Source organism: Pseudogracilibacillus amylolyticus (SeqCode) (genome assembly GCF_051918545.1).
Lineage (GTDB): Bacteria > Bacillota > Bacilli > Bacillales > Amphibacillaceae > Pseudogracilibacillus.
On the sequence record NZ_JBPPZG010000263.1, the window covers coordinates 1 to 4,737 of the forward strand.

The following is a 4,737-nucleotide window of genomic DNA, read 5'->3' on the forward strand; positions in this document are numbered from 1 at the left end:
ATAAAAAGGACCAAGAAGTTCGAGGCGGCGCAGTTTCGAGCAGCGGAATGTATGCATTTAGATACATGAGCCGCGGAGAAACAAGCCAACGAAGAAATTCGCAGTGTCATTTTTACCGGACTTTTTGAACATCATCTAATATGCACGTGCCCAATACACCATTTCTTTTGCTTCTTTCCCGCAGCAAAAGCATTTGTCATCAAGTGTTTCTTGTTCAAATGGAATACATCTTGACGTTACTTGTAATTCTTCTTTTACTTTTTCTTCACATGCATCGTTTCCACACCACATTGCTCTCATAAAGCCCGGATTTTCTTCAAGTGCTTTTTCCATTTCTTCCATACTTTTAACATCTGTCGTTTTTTCATTTCGGTGTGCTAATGCTTGATCATAAAGATTTTGTTGGATTTCATCTAAAAGAGCTGGTAGACGTTCTTCTAATTGATCCATGGAAACAAATTCTTTTTCATTCGTGTCACGACGAACGAGTACAACTTGATTTTTCTCAATATCCTTTGGTCCAATTTCAATTCGAACAGGATAACCTTTCATCTCACATTCATTAAATTTCCAACCAGGCATTTTATCACTAGCATCGATATCCACACGAACAATTTTAGCTAACTTATCACGTAAATCGTATGCCTTATCCAAAACTCCCTCTTTATGCTGCGCAATCGGGACGATCATCGCTTGGGTTGGTGCGATACGAGGTGGCACAACTAAACCACGATTATCTCCATGTACCATAATAAGTGCACCCATAATACGTGTGGAAAGCCCCCATGACGTTTGATGAACATACTGGCTTTTTCCTTCTTTATCTAAATACGTTATATCGAAAGCTTCTGCAAAACCAGAGCCAAAATTATGTGATGTCCCTGCTTGTAATGCTTTTCCGTCATGCATCATACACTCAATCGTAATCGTATATTCTGCACCGGCAAATTTCTCCATTTCTGTTTTACGCCCTTTAATTACAGGGATTGCTAAATAGTTTTCCGCAATATCTGCATATACATCAAGCATTTGATCTGTTTCTTTAGCCGCTTCTTCGTTTGTCGCATGTGCGGTATGCCCTTCTTGCCAATGGAACTCCGATGATCTAAGGAATGGCCTCGTTGTTTTTTCCCAACGTACCACATTCGCCCATTGGTTATATAATTTTGGTAAATCCCGATACGAATGAATATTCTCAGAATAGTAATCACAGAAAAGCACCTCAGATGTTGGGCGAATAGCGAGCCTTTCAGCGAGTTCTTCATCCCCACCATGTGTTACCCAAGCTACTTCAGGAGCAAATCCTTCAACATGATCTTTTTCTTTTTGCAGGAGACTTTCCGGAATAAATAGTGGAAAAGCTACATTTGAATGGCCTGTTTCTTTAATTTTCCTGTCTAATTCATCGCGGACATTTTCCCAAATTGCAAAACCGTATGGCTTCATGATCATCGTTCCACGAACCATTCCATAATCCACTAATTCCGCTTGTTTCACCACATCGGTATACCACTGCGCGAAATCTTCTTCCATCGCAGTTATTTTTTCAACAAATTGTTTGTTTTTACCCATTACGAACACCTCACGTGTAATTTAATTATTCTCAAAAATGCATAAAAATATCCTCGCTATCCGAAAAGGGACCGAGGTTTGGTGGTACCACCCTTGTTTACATTTTAAAATGGCAAAATGTACACTCTTTTAAGATAACGGTTTTAATCCGTGCATATCTTATGTAATCCAATGATTCATTAGATCCGTTCGATAGCAAACTCAGGCAGGCAGGTTCTAACTTACATCTTTGGAAATTCCCATCCCCATTTCCTTTCTGCAAAAGATAATAAGTTATACTATTCCTCTTCATCGTTTTATGACTATATATAATGTTAATATATATGTTGAATTTCATAAAGTCAAGCAAGTGAAAAAAAGCGTCAAAGAACTAACTTTGACGTTAAACATAAGCATTTTCTTGTTTAATTTTCTCTAAATGTTTTACAGTTGGCGTTAAATTTACTAAAAAATATGCCTCTCTAAGTTTACGTGATACTGAACTCTCTTTTAAATATCCTGCTCCACCACTGTGTATCATTGCTGCTTGCACCGCATCGAGCGTTAAATAAGCAGTATCTAACCTAAGATTAACTATATCTTTCCAGTGATAACATTTTGCCCTAATTTGCTTTCGTAAACATTTACGTAAGATAACATATCTTGCTTTAATATCTTCCGATTCCTTCAGCAAGTATTTATTTACGGAAGCATTTTTCTCATACATTTTTTCTATTGATGCAATTGATGAGGCTGTTACTCCCAAACCTAGTGGGATTTGATAACTAACAAACAAGGAACGAACTGACTGAACAAATTTAATTGCTTCTTGAGAAATAATATCCGATTCAGGTATAAAAACATTTGTAAATGTACAAGAATATGTTGCACTCCCATTCATTCCTAAATAATTAGTACGTTCATTTAGTGATAACCCTTCGTCATCGCAAGAGATAAACCCCATAATATAGCTTGTTTCTGATCGTGCAATAAATGCAAAGGCATGCCCTTTCCCAATATTAGATATTGCCGGCAGCGATCCATTAATAATATAGCCGTTTTCTACTTTTCTTGCAGTCAAATGGATTTTTTCAATACTTGAAAAAGTCTTAAGTGGATTCGATAATCCTGTACCTGCAAGCAACTCGCCTGACTCAAGTTTCGGCAATATCTTTTTTCTTAGTTGGTGATTTTTCGTGTTTGTTATATAAACAATTGCTGCAAAATGACACCAGAGACAAAAAGCAGTTGTCATACACACTTTCGCTGTTTTTTCGATTACAGCTACTCTCTGTAAAATCACTTCTACTTCCGTTTTATCGGTTGATAAAAAATATCCTTCTTTCCCAAGCATTTGGATATAATGCTTGGGATAAAGTGCCTCACGATCTATCCGTTTAACATACGGTGTTAAGTAAGTGTCAATAATTTCATTGATACCAACTTGTTCACCTGCTTTTTCGTTCATTGTCACCGACACCTACTTTTTTCATTCGTTATTCTTTCCTAGTTCTGTGATGGAGTCAATTGGCGCGTTTACCGCTTCTCGTGCCCGGGTAACAGCTGCTTCATTGGGGGCATCATAAAAACATAAACATTTTGTCATATCTTCACAAACATACGTCCTAGCAAAATCTACCTCAGGAACTTTAGAATAATGAATGGAATTTTGTTTTTTTCGATTTAAATATTGCTCCATCGTTAAGTTTTCTGGTAAATTCCACTCTACTAAATAATTTACAATATCTTTTTGCTCTTTTACCTTCTCTAAATCTTCTCCAACTAAACGGACTTCTTTGATAAGTTGGACAATAAAATTCTCTCTTTCCACAATTTGTTTCGTCGTAGTTTCATCATTTGTTTCTATTATAAAAAATAAATGAGATAAATCCTTTGCTACTTGAACCTCAATTAAGTTAGCATCTCCCTCTTTAAGTTTTACTTCCACCCCTTCAATTTTTCCCCTTATTTCTACCTGGGTTACCTCTTTTTCGCGAATACCTGCTTCAATTAAAAACAATGACATATGAATCTCCTACCCTTCTACTATTTTTTATATTAAAAATCCACTATGCTTTTTTAAAACTACTTCCAAAAAAGTGATCAAACGATCGAGCAAAAACCCACATACACCAATAATTACAATCCCTGCAAAAACAATATCCAAATCTAACATATTTCTTGCATCAACAATTAAATATCCTAACCCTGACTGGGCACCAACCATTTCACCTGCGACCAAAAAGATCCACGCTGTCCCCAATGCGATATGCAATCCAGACACAATAGCTGGTAATGCAGCCGGAAAAATTATTTTGTGCATCATGTCATATTTATTAAATTGTAAGTTTGCAGCTATTTTCAGATAATGAACATCGATATTCCTGACCCCATTAACTGTCGTTAAAAGAATTGGAAAAAAAGCCGCGATAAATATAATTACAATGGCAGGCATATTCCCAATTCCAAACCATAATACGATAAACGGTGACCATGCAACAGGTGAAATAGGCCGTAATATTTGAACGACTGGATCAATAACAGCCCATAATTTTCTATTTCTCCCTAGTATTAAACCAAAAATAATAGCTGGGAAGACCGCAAGTAAATAGCCAATCGTAAATCGAAACATACTATCTTTCAAATGAATGAATAAAGAACCGTCCAAAATCAATTCAACTATCGCTTGGGAGACTACGAAAGGTCCTGGAAATAAAGCTTCTTCATATTGACCAATTGCTACAATCAATTGCCAAAAAACAATTAATATAATAATGCTACATAAAAAATATCTTATCCTATTAATCTTAGTCATCATCATTCCCCCCATCTATCAAGCTATTGTCAACAAACTCTTCATATGGTGGTGGTGACTCCATTAACTGAAGTTGAATGACACGGTTTCTTAATTTGTTATACTCTGCTTCCTCTATTCGAAGAGAATCAAAAGAAATCCATTCAAGTGAAAGATCTAAAACTTCTTGATCTACATTCATAAACTGATTTAATGCATCGTATAAATCCTTTTCTTTCTTATGAGCTCGTTTACCGGCATCAACATAATGATTCATAAAAACATTTGCAACATCCGCATTTTCCTCCATAAAATCACCCCGTAACACGAGCACACAACAATACGAATTTGGCCAAAAACTTTCGGAAAAAGCAAGTACCTTTCCAACATCT

The 4,737-nt window shown here is 36.2% G+C and carries 5 protein-coding genes and 1 other annotated feature; all 5 genes read right to left on the minus strand.

Annotation, left to right across the window (positions count from 1 at the left end):
• Positions 1–135 precede the first annotated feature (135 nt).
• Complete coding sequence (gene proS / locus ACPYKA_RS18975) at positions 136–1,572, minus strand: proline--tRNA ligase (RefSeq protein ID WP_479543765.1); 1,437 nt, start codon at positions 1,570–1,572, stop codon at positions 136–138.
• Between the two features lie 63 nt (positions 1,573–1,635).
• Positions 1,636–1,873: a binding site (T-box leader), on the minus strand.
• Between the two features lie 81 nt (positions 1,874–1,954).
• Entirely contained in the window at positions 1,955–3,019 is a 1,065-nt protein-coding gene (locus ACPYKA_RS18980) for an acyl-CoA dehydrogenase family protein (RefSeq protein WP_479543766.1), read from the minus strand.
• Positions 3,020–3,040: 21 nt separating this feature from the next.
• The gene (locus ACPYKA_RS18985) at positions 3,041–3,577 is read right to left on the minus strand and encodes a DUF4242 domain-containing protein (RefSeq protein WP_479543767.1); all 537 of its coding nucleotides are present in this window, start codon (positions 3,575–3,577) and stop codon (positions 3,041–3,043) included.
• A 27-nt stretch (positions 3,578–3,604) separates the two neighbouring features.
• Entirely contained in the window at positions 3,605–4,366 is a 762-nt protein-coding gene (locus ACPYKA_RS18990) for an ABC transporter permease (RefSeq protein ID WP_479543768.1), read from the minus strand.
• Positions 4,359–4,737, minus strand: a 379-nt coding sequence (locus ACPYKA_RS18995; protein WP_479543769.1) for a substrate-binding domain-containing protein, incomplete at its 5' end; no start/stop codon positions are given. The genes ACPYKA_RS18990 and ACPYKA_RS18995, both read right to left, overlap by 8 nt.

Excerpts from the sequence above, each read along its gene's own strand:
- ACPYKA_RS18980 (WP_479543766.1), bottom strand. The coding sequence starts at position 3,019 with ATGAACGAAAAAGCAGGTGAACAAGTTGGTATCAATGAAATTATTGAC.
- proS (WP_479543765.1), bottom strand. The coding sequence starts at position 1,572 with ATGGGTAAAAACAAACAATTTGTTGAAAAAATAACTGCGATGGAAGAA.
- ACPYKA_RS18985 (WP_479543767.1), bottom strand. The coding sequence starts at position 3,577 with ATGTCATTGTTTTTAATTGAAGCAGGTATTCGCGAAAAAGAGGTAACC.
- ACPYKA_RS18990 (WP_479543768.1), bottom strand. The coding sequence starts at position 4,366 with ATGACTAAGATTAATAGGATAAGATATTTTTTATGTAGCATTATTATA.